Here is a 19,461-nt window from a genome sequence, read left to right on the forward strand (position 1 = left end):
TTCTCGGGCCGACCGCTTTCTCAGGCCGATCCGCCCGTCAGCGCGGAGACCTTGGCCCAGGTGAGGACCAGGAGCAGCACCAGCAGGCTCGCGCACACGCCCGCCTGGACCAGTGCACGGCGGCTGTCGCGGGGAGCGTACGCGTACGCCAGTGTCACCACGCCGCCCGCGAGCAGGCCTCCGAGGTGGGCCTGCCAGGAGGTCAGGCCGGCGGAGATCAGCAGCCACAGCAGGAGACCGCCCATGAAGCGGTTGACGGTGTCCATGTCGGCGCCGAGGCGGCGGGCCATGACCCAGTACGCGGCGCCGAGTCCGAAGATCGCGCCGGACGCGCCGACCACGAGGTCCTCGGGGGCGATCAGCAGGACCAGGACCGAGCCGCCGAACGCGGACAGCAGGTACAGGGCGAGGTAGCGGACGCGGCCGAGCTGAGCCTCCACCACCCGGCCGATGCTCCACAGCGACACCATGTTCATCACGATGTGCAGGATCCCGAAGGTCCCCTCGGTGGGCGGGCTGTGCAGGAAGGCGCCGGTGAGCAGCCGGTACCACTCGCCGCCGGCGAGCCCCTCCGGGTGCAGGACGGAGGGGTGGGGATCCTGCCAGAGGTAGTGGCCGCCGTCGGGTCCCCGCAGCCCGGCGCCCAGCATCCCGAACCGGCCCACGACCGACGGGCGCACCAACTCGGCCAGGTAGGCGAGCACATTGAGCCCGATGAGGACGTACGTCACCAGCGGCACCGCCGTGATCCGGCCGCCGAACGCCGTCCGCGCCTGCCGGATCGACCGCGCGCCCTCCTTCACGCACTCCACGCACTGGTGGCCGACGGCGGCCTCCCGCATGCAGCCGGGGCAGATGTAGCGGTCGCAGCGGGTGCAGCGGACGTGCGACTCCACCTTGGGATGGCGGTAGCAGGTGGTCACCGCGGGCACGGTGGCCTTGGCGGACTCGCTGGACTCGCTGGACTCGGTGGATTCTGACGCCACGGCCGGCTCCTCGGGAGGATGGGGACAGGGTGAGCCGGTGGGGACGGCGGCGAACAAAATAACGAACGGCGGGGGCCGGGTGGGAAGGTGGGGTCATGGTTGCGATCAGTCTCAGCAAGATGGAGCAGACCGCGCCCGCGCTGGTCAGCCTGTACAAGAGCGCCGGGGTGTCCCTCACCCGGCACGGGCTGGACGGGCTGCGGGCCGCCGTCTACCTGGTGGTCGACTACTCCGGTTCCATGAAGCCGTACTACGACGACGGCAGCGTGCAGGCGCTCGCCGACCGCGTGCTGGGCCTGTCCGCCCATCTGCACGACGACGGGCGGGTGCCGGTGGTGTTCTTCTCCACGGACGTCGACGCCGTCACCGACATCTCCCTCGCCGAGCACCAGGGGCGCGTCGAGCGGATCGCGGCCGGACTCGGGCACATGGGCAGGACCAGCTATCACCTGGCGATGGACGCCGTGATCGACCACTACCTCGACAGCGGCTCCCGCCATCCCGCCCTCGTCGTCTTCCAGACCGACGGCGGCCCGATCAACAAGCTCGCCGCGGAACGGTACCTGTGCAAGGCGGCGAAACTGCCTCTGTTCTGGCAGTTCATCGGCTTCGGCGAGCCGGGCGGCAAGCAGTTCCAGTTCCTGCGCAGGCTCGACGAACTGGCGGTGCCGCAGAAGCGGGCCGTCGACAACGCCGGTTTCTTCCACGCGGGCACGGATCCGCGGACCGTGCCGGACACGGAGCTGTACGACCGTCTGGTGGGCGAGTTCCCCACGTGGCTGGTGGCCGCGCGGGCCGCGGGCATCGTGCGGGGGTGATGTGACGCGGGCTCACCAGCGGCCCCTGCCCGCGCCGAGCACCAGGTCCCGGCACTCGTCCGGGCCGCCCCAGGCGGTGCGCAGGGCGCGGGCCCTGGTCAGCCAGAGGGACAGGTCGTACTCCGCCGTGTAACCGATCGCTCCGTGCAACTGCAGTGCCGTACGGGCCGTGGCGTACGCCGCCTCGCACGCGCTCAGCTTGGCGGCGGCCACGTCCGCCGGGTCCATGGTCAGGGCGGCGCCGAAGACGAGGGGGCGGGCGAACTCCAGGACGATCTTCGCGTCCGCCAGCCGGTGTTTCACCGCCTGGAAGGAGCCGACGGGGACGCCGAACTGGGTGCGCTGCCTGACGTAGGCGACGGTGGTGTCGAGGAGCGCGAGGCCGACACCGAGCGCCTGCGCGGCCGTGGCCAGGCGGGCCCAGGTGACGGCCTGCCGCAACGGCGGGTCGGGGGTGAGGAGTTCGCCGCCCGGGGCGAGGGGGGTGAGGCGGCGGGCGGGGTCCAGGCAGCGGCGGGCCGGCCCGGGGCCCGGGGACAGGCGCAGGCCGTCGGGGGAGAGGGCGAGGTGGAGGGTTGCCGCGTCGCCGTCCAGGGCGTACCGCGCGGCGGCGAGCGTGGCCATGGTCTCGCCCGCGACGAGCGGGGGCAGGAACCGCTTGGCCAGGCCCGGCTCGGTGAGCAGCGCGGCGGCGGCGACCGTCTCCGCCAGCGGGCCGGGCACCGCGTGCCTGCCCAGCTCCACGAAGGCGACGGCCAGTTCGACGGGCAGGGGGCCCACCCCGTCGTACGCCTCGGCAACCGCCAGCCCGAACACCCCCGCCTCGGCGATACGGGCCCACAGCGCGCGTCCGCTCGTGTGGTCACCGCGGCTCCAGTCCCGGAGCACCGACGGGGTGTCCGCGGCCGTCAGCATCGCGTGCAGCGAGTCGGCGAAGGCGCGCTGCTCGGCGTCGAGGAGGAAACGCATCAGCGGCGTCCCTTCGGCAGGCCGAGCAGGCGCTCGGCGATGATGTCCCGCTGGATCTCGTTCGTCCCCGCGTAGATGGGTCCGGCGAGCGAGAAGACGTACCCCTCCGACCAGGCGGAGTCCGCCACCTCCCCCTCGGCGCCGAGGAGGTCGAGCGCGGTCTCGTGCAGCGCCAGGTCGTACTCGGACCAGAAGACCTTGTTCAGGCTGGAGTCCGGGCCGAGGGTGTCGCCGTCCAGGAAGCGGGAGGCGGCAGCGTAGGTGAACAGCTGGTAGGCGCGGGCGCCTGTGACGGCGTCGGCCACGCGCGCGCGTGCGGAGTGCGGACTGCCCTGTTCCCGCCACAGGGCGAGGAGCCGGTCGGCGGCGGCGAGGAAACGGCCGGGGGAGCGCAGGGTCAGGCCGCGTTCGTTGCCCGCCGTCGCCATCGCGATCCGCCAGCCCTGGCCCGGCTCGCCGATCACGTCCTCGTCCGGCACGAACACCTCGTCCAGGAACAGTTCGGCGAAGGCGGGCTTGCCGTCGAGACGGCCGATCGGGCGGACCGTGACGCCGGGCGCGCGCAGGTCGAACATGAGGTAGGTGAGGCCCTGGTGGGGTTTCGGCGCGTCCGGGTCGCTGCGGAACAGGCCGAAGGCGCGGTCGGCGAAGGCGGCCCGCGACGACCAGGTCTTCTGCCCGGTCAGCAGCCAGCCGCCGTCCGTGCGCACCGCTGTGGAGGTGAGGGCGGCCAGGTCGGAGCCCGCCTCCGGCTCGGACCAGGCCTGCGCCCACACCACCTCGCCGGAGGCCATCGGCGGCAGCACGCGCGCGCGTTGTTCCTCGGTGCCGTGGTCGAAGAGGGTCGGCGCGAGCAGGTTGATGCCGTTCTGGCTCACCCGGCCCGGCGCGCCCGCCCGGTAGTACTCCTCCTCGAAGACCAGCCACCGCATCAGCCCCGCGTCCCGACCGCCGTACGCGGCCGGCCAGGACACCACCGACCAGCGGTCCGCGGCCAGTTCCCCCTCCCACGCGCGGTGCGCGGTGAAGCCCTCCTCGGTCTCCAGGGAGGGCAGGGGCGTACGCGGAACGTGCGCCGCCAGCCAGGCGCGGGCCTCGGCGCGGAACTCCTCGTCGGCCGGGGTGTGGGTGAGGTCCACGGCCGCCCTCCTTCCCTAACAAGTGTTTGGTAGGTTAGCGTGGCCCTATGACAGGCGTCGAGAGTCCGGCGTACGTGCCCGGGCACGGGCTGCTGAAGGGGCGCACCGCCGTCATCACCGCGGCGGCCGGGGCCGGGATCGGCGGGGCGACCGCGCGCCGCTTCCTGGAGGAGGGCGCCCGCGTGCTGATCAGCGACGCGCACCCGCGGCGGCTGACGGAGTACGAGGCCCGGCTCGCCGGGGAGTTCGGCGCGGCCCCGGTCACCGCGCTGCCGTGCGACGTCACCGACGAGGACCAGGTGCGGGCCCTGTTCCACACGGCCCGACGGGAGCACGGACGGCTGGACATCGTGGTCAACAACGCCGGGCTCGGCGGGACCTCGGCCCTCGTCGACATGACCGACGACCAGTGGTCCCGGGTGCTGGACGTGACCCTGAACGGCACCTTCCGGTGCACCCGGGCCGCCCTGCGCGCGATGCGGGAGACCGGCGGCGGCGTGATCGTCAACAACGCCTCCGTCGTCGGCTGGCGCGCCCAGGCCGGGCAGGCGCACTACGCCGCCGCCAAGGCCGGGGTGATGGCGCTGACCCGGTGCGCGGCGATCGAGGCCGCGGAGCACGGGGTGCGGGTGAACGCGGTCGCGCCGAGCCTCGCCATGCACCCGCACCTGGCGAAGGTGACGACGCCCGAGTTGCTGGAGGAACTGACCGCTCGGGAGGCCTTCGGGCGGTACGCCGAGCCCTGGGAGATCGCCAACGTGATCGTCTTCCTGGCGTCCGGCTACTCCTCGTACCTGACCGGGGAGGTCGTCTCCGTCAGCAGCCAGCATCCGTGACGGCCGGCGCAGACCACAATGGACTCGTGCCGACCAAGAAGAAGCCCCAGGTGACCGCCGCCGCCCAGCGCCGCCGCGAACTCCTGGACACCGCCGCAGAGGTCTTCGCCGAGCAGGGCTACAACGCCACCACCGTACGCAAGATCGCCGACCACGCGGGCATGCTCGCGGGCAGCCTCTACTACCACTTCGACTCCAAGGAGTCGATGCTGGAGGAGATCCTGCGGACCTTCCTCGACGAGCTCTGGGGCGGCTACGACACCGTCCTGGCCGCCGGGCTCGGCCCGCGCGAGACGCTCGAGGCGCTGGTCACCGAGTCGTTCCGGGAGATCGACCGGCATCGCTGCGCCGTCGCGATCTACCAGAAGGAGAGCAAGCAGCTGGTCGCGCAGGAACGGTTCACGTTCCTCGTCGAATCGCAGCGCAGGTTCGAGAAGGCGTGGCTGTCCACGCTGGAGCGCGGGGTCGCCGCGCGCGTCTTCCGGGCCGACCTCGACGTCCGGCTCACCTACCGGTTCGTCCGCGACACCGTGTGGGTCGCCGCGTCCTGGTACCGGCCCGGCGGACAGCACAGCCCGGAGGAGATCGCCCGGCAGTACCTGTCGATGGTGCTGGACGGGATCGCCGTACGCGAATAACCCCTATCTTTGAGGGAGTTGTCATGGCCGAGGCCTACATCGTCGAAGCGGTCCGCACACCCGTCGGACGGCGCGGGGGAGGACTGAGCGGGGTCCACCCGGCCGACCTCGGCGCGCACGTGCTGAAGGAGCTGGTCGCCCGCTCGGGCGTGGACCCGGCCGCCGTCGAGGACGTCGTCTTCGGCTGCCTGGACGCGGTGGGTCCGCAGGCCGGGGACATCGCCCGGACCTGCTGGCTGGCGGCCGGGCTGCCCGAGGAGGTGCCGGGCGTGACCGTCGACCGGCAGTGCGGCTCCTCCCAGCAGGCCCTGCACTTCGCCGCACAGGCCGTGCTGTCCGGCACCCAGGACCTGGTGGTCGCCGGCGGCGTGCAGAACATGTCTCAGATCCCGATCGCCTTCGCCACCCGGCAGGCCGCCGAGCCCCTGGGCTTCACCGACGGCCCCTTCGCGGGCAGCGAGGGCTGGCGCGCCCGGTACGGAAACCAGCCGGTGAACCAGTTCGCCGGCGCCGAGATGATCGCCGCCAAGTGGGGGATCCGCCGGGAGGACCAGGAGGAGTTCGCCCTGCGCTCGCACCGGCGGGCGGTACGGGCCATCGACGAGGGCCGCTTCGACCGGGAGACCGTGGCCTACGGCGATGTCACCGCCGACGAGGGCCCGCGCCGGGACACCTCCCTGGAGAAGATGGCCGCGCTGAAGCCGGTCATCGACGGCGGCACCGTCACCGCCGCCTGCTCCTCCCAGGTCTCCGACGGCGCCGCCGCCCTGCTGCTGGCCTCCGAGCAGGCCGTACGGGAACACGGGCTGCGCCCCCGCGCCCGCGTGCACCACCTCTCCGTCCGCGGCGAGGACCCCATCCGCATGCTCACCGCGCCCATCCCGGCCACCGCGCACGCCCTGAAGAAGACCGGCCTGACCATCGACGCCATCGACCTCGTCGAGATCAACGAGGCCTTCGCGCCCGTCGTCCTCGCCTGGCTGAAGGAGACCGGCGCGGACCCGGAGAAGGTCAACGTCAACGGCGGGGCGATCGCCCTCGGACACCCGCTCGGCGCGACCGGCGCCAAGCTGATGACGACCCTGCTGCACGAACTGGAGCGCACCGGCGGCCGGTACGGGCTGCAGACCATGTGCGAGGGTGGCGGCCAGGCCAACGTGACGATCGTCGAACGGCTCTGAACGGTCACGAGGGCGCCGTGAGTCTCTCCCGCACCTCCTCCGCCTCCTTCATGATCCGCCCCACCAGCTCCGCGCACGAAGGCAGGTCGTCGATCACCCCGGCGACCTGCCCGGACGCCATCACCCCCAGATCCGTACGCCCGTCGACCATCGCGGACTTCAGCAGCATCGGCGTGTTCGCGGCGAGCAGGACCTGACTCCAGGCCAGCTCCTTGCCGTGCTTCAGGGCCAGGCCGTCGCGCACCATCCGCCGCCAGGTGAGCCCGGACAGCCGCCGGAACCCGGCCGCCCGCCGGACGGCGCGCAGCAGCGCGCGGGTGCGGCCGGAGCGCTCCAGGGCGTCCACCAGGTCCGTGCGCAGCATGCGGTGCGGCAGGCCGTCCACCGCCGTGGTGACGGTGACCTCCTTGACGGTGGCCGCGAGGTACCTGGCCTTGACCGCGTCCGGCACCGTCGAGTCCGAGGTCAGCAGGAACCGCGTGCCCATCGCGATCCCCGCCGCCCCGTACGCCAGCGCCGCGACCAGGCCCCGCCCGTCGAAGAAGCCGCCCGCCGCCACGACGGGTATCCGCACCGCGTCCACCACCTGCGGCAGCAGCACCGTCGTCGCCACCTCACCGGTGTGCCCGCCGCCCTCACCGCCTTGCACGATCACCGCGTCCGCGCCCCAGGCCGCGACCTTCTCGGCGTGCCGCCGCGCCCCGACGGACGGGATGACGACCACGCCCGCCTCCTTCAGCTCGGCGATCAGCTCGCGGGAGGGGGCGAGGGCGAAGGACGCCACCCGGACCCTTTCATCGATGACCAGACGGACCCGGTCACCGGCGTCGCCCGCGTCCGCCCGGAGGTTCACCCCGAACGGTGCGTCCGTGCGGGCGGCGACCTCGCGTATCGCCGCGCGCAGCTGGTCGAGGGTCATCGTCGCCGAGGCCAGGATGCCCAGGGCGCCCGCGTTCGCCGTCGCCGAGACCAGGCGTGGGCCCGCCACCCAGCCCATCCCCGTCTGCACGACCGGATGCCGGACCCCGACCAGCCGGGTCAGCGCGGTCTCCATCAGTCCCGCACCCCCTCGGGCACCTCGCGCGCGCGAGCGCCGGCCGGGTCGAGCACCTCGCGGATCAGGCGCAGCTCCTGAGCCGTCGGCTCCCGGGTCGCCGGCACCTCGTCCGGCACCGCCAGCGCGAAGCCCGTCGCCTCCTGGACCTGCGCGACCCTCACCCCCGGATGCAGCGAGGCCAGCCGCATCGAGCGGTCGGGCGTGGCGAAGTCGAACACCCCGAGGTCGGAGACGACCCGTGGGATCCGGTGGTACCGGGCCGTGCCCGGATGCTCGGCGGCACGGTCGTACCCCACCCCGCACACCATGTCGACCCGCTCCACGAAGACCCGCCGGGAGTGCCTCGGGATCCAGTAACTCGTCGGATTGTTCAGTGTGTTGAGCGGAGCCCCGCGCACACCCAGCAGTTGCCGCCTGGGTCTGGCCCAGTCGCCGATGCACGAGATGTTCTGGTTGCCGAACCGGTCGATCTGGCTCGCGCCCATCATCACGTGCCGCCGCCCGCCGGCCACCAGGGTCAGGTGCTGCCGGTAGGGCAGCCAGCCCTCGGGCGTCCCGTCCGGGCGGACGAGCAGCGCCTCGCCGTCGGTCAGCAGCAGCTCGGGAGCGAAGGTCAGCCGGGCCAGCCGCGCGCCCAGCGACGGGATCAGGCCCATCGGGCCGGCCAGGATCTCGCCGGAGCCGCGCCAGGCGTCGGCGCAGGCGATCACGCAGTACTCGGCGCGGGTGGGCCCGGTCATCGCCGTTCCTCCTGCCAGGCCCGCACCGCCGACCGGTACGCCTCCTCGTCCCCGCCGAGGTACCGCTCGGCGAACTCCGGCCAGGGCGTGGCCGTATACATCCGCTGGAACTCCTCGTCCCGGCCGTAGTCGGGTGCGCACGAGGTGAAGTGCGCGCCGTTCGGCGCCTCGACGACACCGGTCACCACGTGCCGTTTGACCAGCAGCGTCTGCGGTGCCGCCTCCTTCGTCAGCTCGGCCGTGTCCACGATCCGCTCGCACGAGACGTAGGCCGCGTCCGCCGCCTCGCAGAACAGGTCGTCGAAGTACGGGTCCGGGCCCAGGTACTGCCCGTTGCCCAGCCGGTCGGCGCGGTTGACGTGGACCAGGGCCGCGTCCAGCCGCAGCGCGGGCATGGCCACGAACGTCTCCCCGTCCTCGTACGGCGAGGTGACCGTCCGCAGGCCGGGGCTGACCCGCATCACGTCCGAACCGATCCCGGCCCGCACCGGCAGGAAGGGCAGCCGGTTCGCCGCCGCGCGCAGCCCCCACATGAACATCCCCTCGTCCACCTCCAGCAGCTCGAAGGTCCCCCGCTCGCGGGCCGCGCGGTAGTGCGGTTCGAGCGGGACGGAGTCGAGCGTGACGAAGGCGGCGACCAGCCTCCGGATCCGTCCGGCGGCGGCCAGCACGCCCACGTCCGGGCCACCGTAGGAGACGACGGTCAGATCACCGATCCCGGACCGGAGCAGGGCTCTGACCAGGGCCATCGGTTTGCGCCGGGACCCCCAGCCGCCGATGCCGAGGGTCATGCCGCTCTCCAGCCGTGAGACGACCTCGTCGGCGGTCATCGTCTTGTCCCTCACCTACGCGCCCTCCTTCCCGAACGTGTCGCGGATCCGGTCGGCCACCCCGCTCAGGGCCGCCTCGAAGGTGAAGCCCTGCTCGAAGCGGTAGCTGCGGCGCACGTCGACGGGGTCGATCCCGTTGATGGCGGCCTTGGCCAGGCGCAGCAGCCGCCCGTCCTTGGCGGCGATCTCACGCGCCAACTCCAGGGCGGCGGCCGGGAGCCGGTCGCGCGGGACCACCCGCCACACCGAGCCGTGCGCGTGCAGCTCGGCCGCGCTCACCGTGCGCGAGGTGTAGTACAGCGCGCGCATCAGGTGCCGCGGGACGAGCCGGCCCAGGTGCGTGGCGGCACCCAGCGCGCCCCGGTCCAGCTCGGGCAGCCCGAAGACGGCGTCGTCGCTCGCCACGATCGCGTCCGCGTTCCCGGCCAGCCCTATCCCCCCGCCCAGACAGAAGCCCTGCACCGCCGTCACCACCGGCGTCTCGCACTCGTACACCGCCGCGAAGGCCTGCGCGCAGCCCTGGTTGGCGCCGAGCAGCGCCTGGTGCCCCTTTGCCTGTATCTCCTTGATGTCCACGCCCGCGTTGAAGCCGCGCCCCTCGGCGGCCAGCACCACGCACCGCACCCGAGGGTCGCGGCCGGCCGCGCGCACGGCGTCGGCCAGGGCGAACCAGCCGCGCACCGGCAGCGCGTTCACCGGCGGGAAGTCGACCGTGACGACGGCGATTCCATCATTTTCGGGCCCGTTTTCCGGGGACGAGGTGGAGACACCCATGGACGCATCAGCTACCTTCGCACTCAACGCCTTTCCACCAAACATTTGTTAGGTGAGACTTCGAAGCTAGCAGTCGGCGGATCGCGGCGGGAGGCCCTGTGGAAAACCCGGCGGCAGACCCTGTGGAAAAACGGATCGTGGTGGTCACCGGCGGCACCCGGGGCGTCGGGGCCGGCATCGCCCGGGCGTTCGCCGGGACCGGGGCCCGGGTCGTGGCCTGCGCCCGCAGACCGCCCCGAGTGCCGGTCCACGGTGTGGAGTTCGCACCGCTCGACCTGCGGGACCCGCCCGCCGTCCGCGCCTTCTTCGCCGCGCTGCCCCGGCTCGACGTGCTGGTCAACAACGCGGGCGGCGCGCCGTACCGGCGGCTGGCCGACGCGGACGCCGAGCGGCACGCCCGGGTGATCGAGCTGAACCTCGTCACCCCGCTGACGGCCTCCCTCGCCGCGTACGAGCAGCTGCGGCGCACCCGTGGCGCCGTCGTGATGATCGGCAGCGTCAGCGGCAGCCGCCCCTCACCCGGTTCGGCGGCCTACGGGGCGGCCAAGGCGGGGCTGGAGAACCTGGCGAGGTCCATGGCCGTGGAGTGGGCGCCGGAGGTCCGGGTCAACACGCTGGTGGTCGGCATGGTCCGCACCGAGCTGTCCCGCCTCCACTACGGCGGCGACGACGGCATCGCGGCGGTATCCCGCACCGTCCCGCTCGGCCGGCTGGCCGCCCCGTCCGACGTGGGCGCAGCCGCCGTCTTCCTCGCCTCCGACGCCGCCGCCTACATCAGCGGCGCGAGCCTGCTCGTGCACGGAGGCGGGGAGCGGCCGGAGTTCCTGGACGCCGCGACCGTCAACAGGGAGGGAGTGAGATGACCATGAGCGGAATCTGCGCGGGCCGGGTCGTCGTCGTCACCGGCGCGGGCCGCGGGCTGGGCCGCGCCCACGCCCTGGCCTTCGCCGCCGCGGGCGCCCGGGTCGTCGTCAACGACCTGGGCGTCGGGCTCGACGGGACGCCCGGGCCCGACAGCCCGGCGGGCGCCGTCGTGGACGAGATCCGGGCGGCGGGCGGCGAGGCGGTGGCCCACGGCGGCGACATCGCGACGACCGAGGGGGCCGCCTCGCTGATCCGGGCCGCGGTGGAGGCGTACGGCCGTCTCGACACCCTCGTCAACAACGCCGGTTTCCTGCGCGACCGCATGCTGGTCAACCTCGACGAGGACGACTGGGACGCCGTCCTCCGCGTCCACCTCAAGGGGCACTTCCTGCCCCTGAAGCATGCCGCCGCGCACTGGCGGGCCGAGGCCAGGGCGGGGCGCACGCCGGTGGCCCGGATCGTCAACACCAGCAGCGGCGCGGGCCTGCTCGGCTCGGTAGGGCAGGGCAACTACAGCGCCGCCAAGGCCGGGATCGTCGGCCTGACCCTGGTCGCGGCGGCCGAGCTGCGCCGGTACGGGGTCCAGGCCAACGCCATCGCCCCGGCGGCCCGCACCCGCATGACGGAACGCGCCTTCGCCGAGACCATGGCGGCCCCCGGCTCCGGCTTCGACGCCATGGCCCCCGGGAACGTCTCCCCGCTGGTGGTCTGGCTGGGTTCCGCCGCGAGCGCCGGGGTGACCGGCCGGATCTTCGAGGCGGAGGGCGGCCGGATCACCGTCATGGAGGGCTGGCGGCCGGGCCCCACCGCCGACAAGGGGGCGCGGTGGACGCCGGCCGAGGCGGGGGAGGCGGCGCTGAAACTGCTGGCGGAGGCGGAGGCTCCGGGGGCGGTGTACGGGGCGTAGGGGGATTCAGCCGGTCAGCCGGGCGGCGGCCGCCTGCTGCCGCTCGGCCATCACGCCCAGGAAGCGGATCACGGTCTTCAGCTCCTGCGTGCTGAACGCCTCGCAGGCCTCGACGACGTCACGGGCCCAGTCCTCGAAGAATGCGGCCAGCTCGGTGATCTTCTCCTCGTTCAGCTCGACGAGCACCCGGCGCTTGTCCGTGGGGTGCCTGACCCGGCGGACGAAGCCCTTGGCCTCCAGCCGGTCCAGCAGCCCGGTGACGGAGGCGGGGACCAGGCCGGTCAGCCCGGCGAGGTCCTTCGCGGTGAGCGGGCCCTTGCGCTGGAGGTAGTCGAGGGTCTTCTCCTCGGTGGCGTTCAGCCCCTGCTTCGCGGCGACCGCCGAGTGGAACATGACCGTGACGGCGCTGTGGGCCCGCCCCACCTCCATGAGCCGCCGCAGCGTCTCCTCCCGCTCCGCGTCGCCCCGTACCGCGTCTGCCTTCTCGTCTGCACCGGTCATGGAGGCCACGCTAGCAAGAATTTTCGTTCGGTCGAACTAACTACTTGCGCAGACGAGGTGCCGCTGCAAATATTTCGTTAGGTCGAACGAAATAATCCGAAGCCGACGGGAGACCCCATGTTCACGTCCCTCACCTCACCCCCGCCCACCACGGCGGAACCCCACCCGCGCCGCTGGGCCGCCGCCGTCGTGATGATGATCGCGGCGCTGATGGACCTGCTGGACGTGACGATCGTGAACGTCGCCATCCCCTCCATCGGCCACGACCTGCACGCCTCGGCGAGCGACCTGCAGTGGCTGGTCTCCGCCTACCTGCTCGGCTTCGCGGCAGCCCTGATCGTCTGCGGCCATCTGGGGGACCGATTCGGACGCCGGGCCCTGTTCCTCGCCGGTACGGCGGGCTTCGGGCTTGCGAGTCTGGCGTGCGGGGCGGCGCAGACGCCCGGCCAGCTGATAGCCGCCCGCGCGGTACAGGGAGTGATGGCGGCGGTGCTGGTGCCGCAGGTGCTCGGTTCCTTCCGCACACTCTTCCAGGGCAAGGAACGCGGGGCCGCCTTCGGGATGTACGGCGCCGTCGCCGGGTTCGCCTCGGCGGTGGGCCTGCTGCTGGGCGGGCTGCTCACCGACGCCGACCTGTTCGGGTGGGGCTGGCGGTCGGTGTTCCTGGTGAACGTGCCGGTGGCGGTGGGGACGTTGGCGGCCGCACTGGTGCTGGTGCCGTCGACGAAGGAGCGGTCGGCCGGGCGCCCCGACGTGCTGGGCAGCCTGGTGCTCGCCGTCGGCCTGGTGGCGATCGTGCTGCCGCTCGTGCAGGGCCGGGAGAACGGCTGGCCGTTGTGGGGCTGGTGCTGCCTCGCCGCCGGTACGGTCGCGGTCGTAGGGCTCGGCGTGTACGAGGCCCGGCGCGGGGATCGGACCGTGCCGCTGCTACCCGCGCGGGCCTTCCGGCTCCCCGCCTTCTCGGTGGGCGTCCTGGTCCAGCTGCTGTTCTCCGTCGGCATGCAGGGCTTCTTCCTGGTCTTCGCCATCTGGCTGCAGGGCAGTGAGGGGTACTCGCCGATGCAGGCCGGCGTGGTGACCGTGGCCTTCTCGGTCGGCGGCTTCCTGACCGCTCCCGTCGCGGACGGGCTCGCCGTGAAGTACGGGCGGACGGTGCTCGGCGTCGGCGCGCTGCTGATGGCGGGCGGCTTCGGCTGGGTGTGGGCGTCGGTCGACCGTGCCGCCGCCGTGCACACCGGGGCGTGGCCACTGGTGCCGGGGCTGGTGACAGCGGGGGCCGGGCTGGGATTCCTGGTGGTGCCGCTGGTGAACGTGGTGCTGTCCGCGGTGCCGGGCGAGCTCGCGGGCGGTGCGTCCGGAATCTTCTCCACGGCCCAGCAGTTCGGGGGCGCGCTCGGGGCGGCGGTGGTCGGGACGGTGTTCTTCGACCACGCCGACCAGGGGCTGACCGAGGCGCTCGGCTCGGCGATGCCCTGGGTGACCGGCGGATTCCTGGTGTGCGCCGTCCTGTGCGCGGCGCTGCCCCGGCGGGCGGTGGCCGGGCACGAGGGGTGACATCACCGTGGCGGCGGGGCCCAGGGGAGGGTCCCGCGCCACCCGCGTTCGCCCTACGTGTCGCACTCCAGCACGGTCCGGCACAGCGAGCACCGCGCCCGCACCCGCCCCCGCACCGGCACCCGGATCCGCTGGTGGCAGGTCGGGCAGGGGAAGGAGACACGCAGCCGGCCGCCGCCGTCGGGGGAGAAGGTGTAGGCGATGCCCGGCTGCGGGCCGGGGGCCTGGCGGCGGTCGCGGGCGTAACGGCGGCGACCCGCCCAGCCCGCGCCCGTCAGCGGCGGCTGCTGCTCGTCCCGGCGGGCCTCGGCCATGCCCTTGACGTACGCCGTGTAGGCCTGCGGGCTGGTGAACCAGACGGAGGGGTCCTCGTGGAAGACCAGGGCGCGCTTGGCCAGCACATAGCCGAACTCCTCCGGGGTGAGGTAGCCCAGCTTCTGGGACGTCACGGAGTCCTCCCGGTAGGCGTCCAGCAGCAGCCACCCCGCGCCCAGATAGGTCGCCGCCGTGTCCGTGAGAATCTCGTTCTCCGCCGTGCTGGCAAAGGACAGGTCCAGACGGTGCAGATAGACGTGCGTCACCTCGTGGGCGAGGGCCGCGCCGATGTCACGCCGGTGGGTGCGGAAGCGGTCGTTCAGCTCCATGAAGTACTCGGGGCCCGCGGCGAGTTCGACGTTCGCCGCGTGGGTCATCTCCCGGAAGGTCACGATCAGGCGGGCGTCCGGCAGCCGGAAGTGCCGCACCATCTCGCGGGCCACCCGCTGGGCGCCCGCATAGAGGTCGTCGGTGTCGCAGAAGGCCACGTCGGCGGGGGCCACGCTGGTGGAGAAGGTCTGGATGGTGTCGTACGAGAGGCGCTTGTACAGCGCGGTGATCGCGGCCCGCACCGTCTCCAGGTGTGGGTAGCCGTGCTCGACCGGTCCGCCGTTCGCCACGTCCGTACCCCCAAAGACGCCCGGGACTCCCTTCCACTTTAGGACCAGTCCGGCCGATCACGGTCCCGGATCGCGGCCGGCGCCTGTTCGCCCGCCGCGTCGCCCGGCCCCGACGGTCCACCGACAAGCGAAGACCCTGGCGACCCTTAGGGTTGACGCCCATGACCACCCGCAACACCGGTACCGGTGACGTCGACCCCTCCGTCCGCGCGGAGCTCGACCGGCTGCGCGACAGCATCGACAACATCGACGCGGCCGTCGTCCACATGCTCGCCGAGCGCTTCAAGGCCACCCAGCAGGTGGGCCGCCTCAAGGCCGTCCACCAGCTGCCGCCGGCCGACCCGGGCCGCGAGGCGCGGCAGATCGCCCGGCTGCGCAGCCTCGCCGAAAACGCCAAGCTCGACCCCGCGTTCGCCGAGAAATTCCTCAATTTCATCATCGCCGAGGTGATCAGGCACCACGAGCGCATCGCCGAGGACACCGTCAACCACCAGGCATCCAGCCCGAACTGACCTCCGGCGGGCCAGACGGGCCGGGCCGCCGGCGCGCACTCCCCGTCAACCGGCGAGCACCCGGTGTCAGTGCCGGGACGTAAGCTGGTTGTCCACGTGGGAGGGACGTCGGGCCATGCCGTCGGATGCCAAGATCCTCATCGTCGACGACCACAAGGACACGCTGTACGCGCTGGAGAGCGCCCTGGCCCCGCTGGGCTACCGGCTCGGCCGTGCCACCAGCGGCGACGAGGCGCTCAAGCAGGTGCTGCGTGGCCAGGTCGGTCTCCTGCTGCTCGACGTGCGCATGCCCGGCGTCAGCGGCCTCGACGTGGTGCGCTACCTGCGCCGCCTGGAGCAGACCCAGCACATACCGGTCATCCTGCTCACCGGCTTCGGCCCCGACCAGGAACTGACCGCCACCGCCTTCGCCCTCGGCGTCGCCGACCTCGTCCTGAAGCCCGTCGACCCCTGGGCCCTGCGCACCAAGGTCCGCTACCTCTACAACGCCCACCAGCAACGCCTCGCCCTGGAAGCGGAGATACGCGAACTGCGCGCCCTGGTCAAGGACCCCACCGAAGCCCACGAACACACCCCGCACCCCTCCCCGCCCCACCCCGACACCCACGTCCCACCCCAGCGCGACGCCCACCGCACCGGCGCGGCACGGGACCGGCCCTGACCGACCGGCCCCCCACCCGGCGCACGCCCGCACACCGACCGGCGCCAAGCGAACAAAGGCCGCGTACCGATCCGCCTCTGTGCCCGGTCGGTGACATCAGGCAGCATGTCGTGCATGTCCGTACTGACGCGCGACGAAGCGCAGACCCGTGCCCAGATTCTCGACGTCCACCGCTACACGATCGACCTCGACCTGACCACCGGGGACGAGACCTTCGCCTCGCGCACCGTGATCCGGTTCGCGGTGCGGTCGGACAGCGCCACCGTGGACACCTTCGTCGAGGTCAAGCCCGCCGAGCTGCGCTCCGTCACCCTCGACGGACAGTCCCTCGACCCGGGGACCCTGGACGAGAACCGGCTGCCGCTGAAGGACCTCACCCCCGGCGAGCACGAACTGCGCGTCGACGCCGAGATGCGCTATTCGCGCACCGGTGAGGGCATGCACCGGTTCACCGACCCCACCGACGGCGAGACGTACGTCTACTCCCAGGTGTTCCTGGACGACGTGCAGCGTGTCTACGCCGCCTTCGACCAGCCCGACCTGAAGGCCGTCTTCGAGGTGTCCGTCAAGGCCCCCGAGAACTGGACCGTGCTGGCCAACGGCATCACCGAACACCTGGGCGACGGCCGCTGGCAGGCCGCCCCCACCCCGCCGCTGTCCACCTACCTCGTCGCCGTCGCCGCCGGCCCCTTCCACTGCGTGCGCACCGAGCACCGCGGGCTGCCCTTCGGCATCCACTGCCGCCGCTCCCTCGCCCCCTACCTGGACGCCGACGCCGACGAGATCCTCGACGTCACGCGCGCGTGCTTCGACCGCTACCACGAGAAGTTCGACGAGCCCTACCCCTTCGACTCCTACGACCAGGCCTTCGTCCCCGAGTTCAACGCGGGCGCCATGGAGAACCCCGGACTGGTCACCTTCAGCGACAAGTTCGTCTACCGCTCCGCCGTCACCGACACCGAGCGGCAGACCCGTGCCATGGTCATCGCCCACGAGATGGCCCACATGTGGTTCGGCGACCTCGTCACCCTCAAGTGGTGGGACGACATCTGGCTCAACGAGTCCTTCGCCGAGTACATGGGTTACCAGACCACCCTCGAGGCCACCCGCTTCACCGAACCCTGGGTCGAGTTCGGCGTCGCCCGCAAGTCCTGGGGCTACGATGCCGACCAGCGCCCCTCCACCCACCCCGTCGCCCCCGAGGCCGTCGACGACACCGCAGCCGCCCTGCTCAACTTCGACGGCATCTCCTACGCCAAGGGCGCCTCCGCCCTGCGCCAACTCGTCGCCTGGCTCGGCGAGAAGGACTTCCTCGCCGGCATCAACACCCACATCGCCCGCCACAGGTTCGCCAACGCCACCCTCGCCGACTTCATCGACTCCCTCGCCAGCGCCACCGAACGCGACGTCCACGCCTGGGCCGACGCCTGGCTGCGCACCACCGGCGTCGACACGCTCACTCCGCGCCTGACCACCGCCGACGGCACCTGCGCCCTGACCGTCGAGGGCACCGGCAGCCGCCCGCACCGGATCAGCGTCGGCCTGTACGACCGGGACCTCACCGACGAGGGCCGCCTCACCCTGCGTGAACGCGTCGACGTCGAGGTGCCGCAGACCGCCCCGCAGCCCATCGGCAAACGCCCCGCGCTGCTCCTCCTCAACGACGGCGACCTGACCTACGCCAAGGTCCGCTTCGACCCCCAGTCCTTCGAGACGGTCCGCACCAGCCTCTCCGGCCTGCCCGACCCGCTCACCCGCGCGGTCGTGTGGAACGCCCTCAGGGACGCCGTCCGCGACGGCGAACTCCCACCCGCCGCCTACCTGGAGACCGCCCGCGCCCACCTCCCGCACGAGACCGACCTCGCCCTCGTCCAGGGCGTGCTCGCCTTCGCCTCCACCCAGGTCGCCGACCGCTACCTGCGGCCCGACGAACGGCCCGTCGCCCTGGCCACCCTGACCGCGCTGTGCCGCGACCTCATCCGCCGCACCGAGGACGGCGACAACCCCGGCCTGCGCCTGATCGCCGTACGCCACTTCATCGACGTCGCCGCCCACCCCGACACCATCGCCGCCTGGCTCGCCGACGGCACCGTCCCCGGCGGCCCCGAACTCGACCCCGAGCTCCGCTGGCGCATCCTGGGCCGGCTCGCCGTCCTCGGCGCCACCGACGAGGCCGCCATCGCCGCCGAGCTGCAGCGCGACCCCAGCGCCAGCGGCCAGGAGGGCGCCGCCCGCTGCCGGGCCGCCCTGCCCGACCCCGAGGCCAAGCGCCGGGCCTGGGAGGCGATGTTCGCCACCGACGACCTCTCCAACTACCTCTTCACGGCCACCGCCCAGGGCTTCTGGCAGCCCGAACAGGCCGACCTGGTCCGCGCGTACGTGCCGCGCTACTACGACGACGCGGTCGCCGTCGCCGCCCGCCGCGGCCCTGCCATCGCCGTCGCCACCGGCCGCTGGGCGTTCCCCGCCCACGCCGTCGACGCCGACAACCTCCGCCTCGGCGAGGCCTGCCTGCGCGACGCCGCCCCGATCACCGCCCTGCGCCGCAAGCTTGCCGACGAACTCGACGACCTGGCAAGGGCGTTGAAGGTGCGGCAGGCGTAATACCGGGGACGTAGGCCGCGTCTGGTCCCTGCCGACGATGCGGCGAGCCGGTCGTCCTTCCTAGGCTCGGCGGAGTCAAAGGACGATCGGCCCCAGCCTCCGAGGAGAAGACCATGATCGTAGTGACCGGTGCCACCGGGAACGTCGGCCGCGCCCTGGTGGAACGGCTCGTGGCCGCGGGCCGCCCCGTCCGGGCGCTCACGCGCGACCCCCAGCGGGCCGGGCTCCCCGAGGGGGCCGAAGTGGTGCGGTTCGACCCCGACGAAGGCGCCGCCCTGTTCGACGGCGCCTCGAAGCTGTTCCTGTACGTACAGGCCGGCGGCGCCCGGACCGGTGCCCTCCTCGACGCGGCCCGCACGGCCGGCGTCCGGCACGTGGCGCTGCTCTCCTCCGGCATCATCCAGGAGGGCTCCGACGAAACCCACCCCATCCACGTCATGCACGCCACCGCCGAACAGCAGATCCGCGACAGCGGCCTGGAGTGGACCTTCCTGCGGCCCAACGCCTTCGCCATCAACGCACTGCAGTGGGCCCCCCAGATCCGTACGTCGGACACGGTCCGCGGCGTCTACGCGGGCATGCTCACCGCCCCCATCCACGAGGACGACATCGCCGCCGTCGCCGAACGCGTCCTGCTCGACCCCGGACACGAGGGCGCCGTCCACCGCCTCACCGGCCCCGAGGCGGTCACCAACACCGAGCAGATCGCCGCGATCGGCCGGGTGATCGGCCGCGACCTGCGGTTCGTGGAGACACCGCCTGAGGAGGCCGGCCCCGAACTGTTCCCGCACGTTCCGCCGGAGATCGTCAAGGGACTCCTGAAGTCTTTCGAGGCCGCCGTCGGCGTACCCCCGGAGATCACCACCACCGTGGAGAAGCTCACCGGCGTCCCGGCCCGCACCTTCGCCCGGTGGGCCGAAGACCACGCGGACGACTTCCGCAGCTGAGCGCACCG

The 19,461-nt window shown here is 72.7% G+C and carries 20 protein-coding genes; 11 read left to right on the forward strand and 9 right to left on the reverse strand.

Features of this window, described 5'->3' with window-relative positions; genetic code table 11:
• Positions 1-20 precede the first annotated feature (20 nt).
• A complete protein-coding gene (locus tag ACIBBH_RS02065) occupies positions 21-932 on the reverse strand; it encodes a rhomboid family intramembrane serine protease (protein ID WP_399401470.1) in 912 nt (303 codons plus the stop codon).
• A gap of 149 nt (positions 933-1,081) precedes the next feature.
• Between ACIBBH_RS02065 and ACIBBH_RS02070 the strand changes: the two genes are divergently transcribed.
• Complete coding sequence (locus tag ACIBBH_RS02070; protein WP_399400967.1) at positions 1,082-1,804, forward strand: vWA domain-containing protein; 723 nt, start codon at positions 1,082-1,084, stop codon at positions 1,802-1,804.
• Between the two features lie 12 nt (positions 1,805-1,816).
• On the opposite strand, the gene ACIBBH_RS02075 is transcribed toward ACIBBH_RS02070, so the two are convergent.
• Complete coding sequence (locus ACIBBH_RS02075) at positions 1,817-2,773, reverse strand: acyl-CoA dehydrogenase family protein (protein WP_399400969.1); 957 nt, start codon at positions 2,771-2,773, stop codon at positions 1,817-1,819.
• Complete coding sequence (locus ACIBBH_RS02080; protein WP_399400971.1) at positions 2,773-3,912, reverse strand: acyl-CoA dehydrogenase family protein; 1,140 nt, start codon at positions 3,910-3,912, stop codon at positions 2,773-2,775. The genes ACIBBH_RS02075 and ACIBBH_RS02080 overlap by 1 nt, the downstream gene beginning before the upstream one ends.
• A gap of 47 nt (positions 3,913-3,959) precedes the next feature.
• On the opposite strand from ACIBBH_RS02080, the gene ACIBBH_RS02085 reads away from it, so the two are divergent.
• From ACIBBH_RS02085 to ACIBBH_RS02095, 3 genes are read left to right on the forward strand one after another with little or no spacing between them, the layout of a single operon-like run.
• Positions 3,960-4,748, forward strand: coding sequence for an SDR family oxidoreductase (locus ACIBBH_RS02085; protein ID WP_399400973.1), 789 nt, complete (start codon positions 3,960-3,962; stop codon positions 4,746-4,748).
• 26 nt (positions 4,749-4,774) lie between these two features.
• Positions 4,775-5,386, forward strand: coding sequence for a TetR/AcrR family transcriptional regulator (locus ACIBBH_RS02090; protein ID WP_399400975.1), 612 nt, complete (start codon positions 4,775-4,777; stop codon positions 5,384-5,386).
• A gap of 23 nt (positions 5,387-5,409) precedes the next feature.
• Complete coding sequence (locus tag ACIBBH_RS02095) at positions 5,410-6,567, forward strand: acetyl-CoA C-acetyltransferase (RefSeq protein ID WP_399400977.1); 1,158 nt, start codon at positions 5,410-5,412, stop codon at positions 6,565-6,567.
• 4 nt (positions 6,568-6,571) lie between these two features.
• Here the strand turns inward: ACIBBH_RS02095 and ACIBBH_RS02100 are convergent, their stop codons facing one another.
• Genes ACIBBH_RS02100 through ACIBBH_RS02115 form a run of 4 tightly spaced genes read right to left on the reverse strand, consistent with a single transcriptional unit; the run spans position 6,572 to position 9,968 of the window.
• Positions 6,572-7,621, reverse strand: coding sequence for an NAD(P)H-dependent flavin oxidoreductase (locus ACIBBH_RS02100; protein WP_399400979.1), 1,050 nt, complete (start codon positions 7,619-7,621; stop codon positions 6,572-6,574).
• A complete protein-coding gene (locus ACIBBH_RS02105) occupies positions 7,621-8,364 on the reverse strand; it encodes a CoA-transferase subunit beta (RefSeq protein ID WP_399400981.1) in 744 nt (247 codons plus the stop codon). Before ACIBBH_RS02105 ends, ACIBBH_RS02100 begins: the two co-directional genes overlap by 1 nt.
• Positions 8,361-9,209, reverse strand: a complete 849-nt coding sequence (locus ACIBBH_RS02110; protein ID WP_399400983.1) for a CoA transferase subunit A — start codon at positions 9,207-9,209, stop codon at positions 8,361-8,363. The genes ACIBBH_RS02105 and ACIBBH_RS02110 overlap by 4 nt, the downstream gene beginning before the upstream one ends.
• Positions 9,210-9,968, reverse strand: coding sequence for an enoyl-CoA hydratase family protein (locus tag ACIBBH_RS02115; RefSeq protein WP_399400985.1), 759 nt, complete (start codon positions 9,966-9,968; stop codon positions 9,210-9,212).
• A gap of 122 nt (positions 9,969-10,090) precedes the next feature.
• On the opposite strand from ACIBBH_RS02115, the gene ACIBBH_RS02120 reads away from it, so the two are divergent.
• Both ACIBBH_RS02120 and ACIBBH_RS02125 read left to right on the forward strand, forming a co-directional pair.
• A complete protein-coding gene (locus ACIBBH_RS02120) occupies positions 10,091-10,831 on the forward strand; it encodes an SDR family oxidoreductase (protein WP_399400987.1) in 741 nt (246 codons plus the stop codon).
• 2 nt (positions 10,832-10,833) lie between these two features.
• Positions 10,834-11,739, forward strand: a complete 906-nt coding sequence (locus ACIBBH_RS02125; protein ID WP_399400989.1) for an SDR family oxidoreductase — start codon at positions 10,834-10,836, stop codon at positions 11,737-11,739.
• Between the two features lie 6 nt (positions 11,740-11,745).
• Here ACIBBH_RS02125 and ACIBBH_RS02130 read toward each other — a convergent pair whose 3' ends face one another.
• Positions 11,746-12,240, reverse strand: coding sequence for a MarR family winged helix-turn-helix transcriptional regulator (locus ACIBBH_RS02130; RefSeq protein WP_399400991.1), 495 nt, complete (start codon positions 12,238-12,240; stop codon positions 11,746-11,748).
• 117 nt (positions 12,241-12,357) lie between these two features.
• Between ACIBBH_RS02130 and ACIBBH_RS02135 the strand changes: the two genes are divergently transcribed.
• Complete coding sequence (locus ACIBBH_RS02135) at positions 12,358-13,794, forward strand: MFS transporter (protein WP_399400993.1); 1,437 nt, start codon at positions 12,358-12,360, stop codon at positions 13,792-13,794.
• 53 nt (positions 13,795-13,847) lie between these two features.
• Here the strand turns inward: ACIBBH_RS02135 and ACIBBH_RS02140 are convergent, their stop codons facing one another.
• Positions 13,848-14,729 (reverse strand): hypothetical protein, encoded by an 882-nt coding sequence (locus ACIBBH_RS02140; RefSeq protein WP_399400995.1) that lies wholly within the window; start codon positions 14,727-14,729, stop codon positions 13,848-13,850.
• Positions 14,730-14,890: 161 nt separating this feature from the next.
• Here ACIBBH_RS02140 and ACIBBH_RS02145 point away from each other — a divergent pair, with 161 nt between their 5' ends.
• The 4 genes from ACIBBH_RS02145 to ACIBBH_RS02160 all read left to right on the forward strand — a co-directional run bounded on the left by ACIBBH_RS02145 (position 14,891) and on the right by ACIBBH_RS02160 (position 19,453).
• Entirely contained in the window at positions 14,891-15,241 is a 351-nt protein-coding gene (locus ACIBBH_RS02145; RefSeq protein WP_399400997.1) for a chorismate mutase, read from the forward strand.
• Between the two features lie 115 nt (positions 15,242-15,356).
• Positions 15,357-15,902, forward strand: a complete 546-nt coding sequence (locus tag ACIBBH_RS02150; RefSeq protein WP_399400999.1) for a two-component system response regulator — start codon at positions 15,357-15,359, stop codon at positions 15,900-15,902.
• 114 nt (positions 15,903-16,016) lie between these two features.
• Positions 16,017-18,506, forward strand: a complete 2,490-nt coding sequence (gene pepN / locus ACIBBH_RS02155; RefSeq protein WP_399401001.1) for an aminopeptidase N — start codon at positions 16,017-16,019, stop codon at positions 18,504-18,506.
• A 113-nt stretch (positions 18,507-18,619) separates the two neighbouring features.
• Positions 18,620-19,453: an NAD(P)H-binding protein gene (locus ACIBBH_RS02160; RefSeq protein WP_399401003.1), complete on the forward strand. Its 834-nt coding sequence runs from the start codon at positions 18,620-18,622 to the stop codon at positions 19,451-19,453.
• The last annotated feature ends 8 nt before the right edge of the window (positions 19,454-19,461 follow it).

It is taken from the genome of Streptomyces sp. NPDC051636, from assembly GCF_044453765.1.
GTDB lineage: Bacteria > Actinomycetota > Actinomycetes > Streptomycetales > Streptomycetaceae > Streptomyces.

Bases quoted from the DNA above. Each gene is read 5' to 3' on its own strand.
- ACIBBH_RS02070 (WP_399400967.1), top strand. From the start codon at position 1,082: ATGGTTGCGATCAGTCTCAGCAAGATGGAGCAGACCGCGCCCGCGCTG.
- ACIBBH_RS02075 (WP_399400969.1), bottom strand. From the start codon at position 2,773: ATGCGTTTCCTCCTCGACGCCGAGCAGCGCGCCTTCGCCGACTCGCTG.
- ACIBBH_RS02085 (WP_399400973.1), top strand. From the start codon at position 3,960: ATGACAGGCGTCGAGAGTCCGGCGTACGTGCCCGGGCACGGGCTGCTG.
- ACIBBH_RS02095 (WP_399400977.1), top strand. From the start codon at position 5,410: ATGGCCGAGGCCTACATCGTCGAAGCGGTCCGCACACCCGTCGGACGG.
- ACIBBH_RS02100 (WP_399400979.1), bottom strand. From the start codon at position 7,621: ATGGAGACCGCGCTGACCCGGCTGGTCGGGGTCCGGCATCCGGTCGTG.
- ACIBBH_RS02105 (WP_399400981.1), bottom strand. From the start codon at position 8,364: ATGACCGGGCCCACCCGCGCCGAGTACTGCGTGATCGCCTGCGCCGAC.
- ACIBBH_RS02115 (WP_399400985.1), bottom strand. From the start codon at position 9,968: ATGGGTGTCTCCACCTCGTCCCCGGAAAACGGGCCCGAAAATGATGGA.
- ACIBBH_RS02125 (WP_399400989.1), top strand. From the start codon at position 10,834: ATGAGCGGAATCTGCGCGGGCCGGGTCGTCGTCGTCACCGGCGCGGGC.
- ACIBBH_RS02130 (WP_399400991.1), bottom strand. From the start codon at position 12,240: ATGACCGGTGCAGACGAGAAGGCAGACGCGGTACGGGGCGACGCGGAG.
- ACIBBH_RS02135 (WP_399400993.1), top strand. From the start codon at position 12,358: ATGTTCACGTCCCTCACCTCACCCCCGCCCACCACGGCGGAACCCCAC.
- ACIBBH_RS02145 (WP_399400997.1), top strand. From the start codon at position 14,891: ATGACCACCCGCAACACCGGTACCGGTGACGTCGACCCCTCCGTCCGC.
- ACIBBH_RS02150 (WP_399400999.1), top strand. From the start codon at position 15,357: ATGCCGTCGGATGCCAAGATCCTCATCGTCGACGACCACAAGGACACG.
- pepN (WP_399401001.1), top strand. From the start codon at position 16,017: ATGTCCGTACTGACGCGCGACGAAGCGCAGACCCGTGCCCAGATTCTC.
- ACIBBH_RS02160 (WP_399401003.1), top strand. From the start codon at position 18,620: ATGATCGTAGTGACCGGTGCCACCGGGAACGTCGGCCGCGCCCTGGTG.